Origin of the sequence: Streptomyces sp. NPDC051555 (genome assembly GCF_044454405.1) — a bacterium.
Taxonomy (GTDB): Bacteria; Actinomycetota; Actinomycetes; order Streptomycetales; family Streptomycetaceae; genus Streptomyces.
On the sequence record NZ_JBITDP010000117.1, the window covers coordinates 1 to 1,382 of the forward strand.

Annotated in this window: 1 protein-coding gene; it reads left to right on the forward strand. The window is 66.0% G+C overall.

Going from position 1 to position 1,382, the window contains the following annotated elements; all coding sequences use genetic code 11:
* The first annotated feature begins 54 nt into the window (after nucleotides 1-54).
* Entirely contained in the window at nucleotides 55-1,341 is a 1,287-nt protein-coding gene (locus tag ACIBEA_RS44590; RefSeq protein WP_399270311.1) for an IS256 family transposase, read from the forward strand.
* Nucleotides 1,342-1,382: the final 41 nt, after the last annotated feature.

Consider the following 1,382-nt stretch of genomic DNA (forward strand, 5'->3'; position numbering starts at 1 on the left):
GGGCCTGTACGGTCAGCGGTGTAAACCTGATCAAGGGAACACCTGATGAGTGACGTGATCGTCTCTGTTGAGGCGGTTGAGGAAAGCCGACCGGTCGAGCTGTCGGCGGACCTGTTGGACGACCAGCTGATCGGTCAGCTGGTCGATCGGGCCCGGGCCGGCGGCTTGCAGCTGACCGGCGAGGGCGGGCTGCTGCAGCAACTGACGAAGCGGGTGCTGGAGTGTGCTCTGGAAGGTGAGATCACCGACCACCTCGGCTATGAGAAGCACGACCCGGCCGGGGACGGGAGCGGGAACTCCCGCAACGGGACCCGGTCCAAGACGGTGCTGACCGAGGTCGGACCGGTCGAGGTCGAGGTGCCCCGCGACCGTGACGGGAGCTTCGAGCCGCAGCTGGTCAAGAAGCGGCAGCGGCGGCTGACCGGCGTGGACGAGATGGTGCTGTCGTTGTCCGCGCGGGGCCTCACCCACGGGGACATCTCCGCGCACCTGGCCGAGGTCTACGGCGCGAGCGTCTCCAAGACGACGATCTCCACGATCACCGACAAGGTGATGGAGGGCATGTCCGAGTGGCAGAACCGGCCCCTCGACCCGGTCTACCCGGTGATCTTCATTGACTGTATCCACGTGAAGGTCCGCGATGGACAGGTCGCCAACCGGCCGGTCTACGTGGCCCTCGCGGTGACCGTGGACGGGCACCGCGACATCCTCGGCCTGTGGGTCGGCGATGGCGGCGAGGGCGCCAAGTACTGGCTCCAGGTCCTGACCGAACTCAAGAACCGCGGCGTCGACGACGTCTGCATGGTTGTCTGCGACGGCCTCAAGGGCCTGCCCGACGCGATCGGGACCGTCTGGCCGCAGGCCATCACCCAAACCTGCGTCGTTCACTTGATGCGCGCGAGTTTTCGATACGCGGCCCGCCAGGACTGGGACAAGATCTCCAAGGCGCTCAAACCCGTCTACACGGCCCCGACCGCGAAGGCCGCCGAGGACCGATTCCTCGACTTCCAGGAAGCCTGGGGCACCAAGTACCCGGCCATCGTGCGCCTTTGGGAGAACGCCTGGGCCGAGTTCGTACCCTTCCTCCAGTTCGACCCCGCGATCCGCCGGATCGTATGCACAACCAACGCGATCGAGTCCGTCAACTCCCGCATCCGCAAGGCCGTCCGGGCCCGCGGACACTTCCCGAACGAGCAAGCGGCGTTGAAGTGCGTCTACATGGCCGTCATGAGCCTCGACCCCACCGGGGCGGGACGCAAACGCTGGACCATGCGCTGGAAAGACGCTCTCCAAGCCTTCGACATCACCTTCGACGGCCGACTCTCCATCGGCCGGCGCTAACGAATCCAGCAACCAAAGCCACCGTTTACTGGACAGGCCCG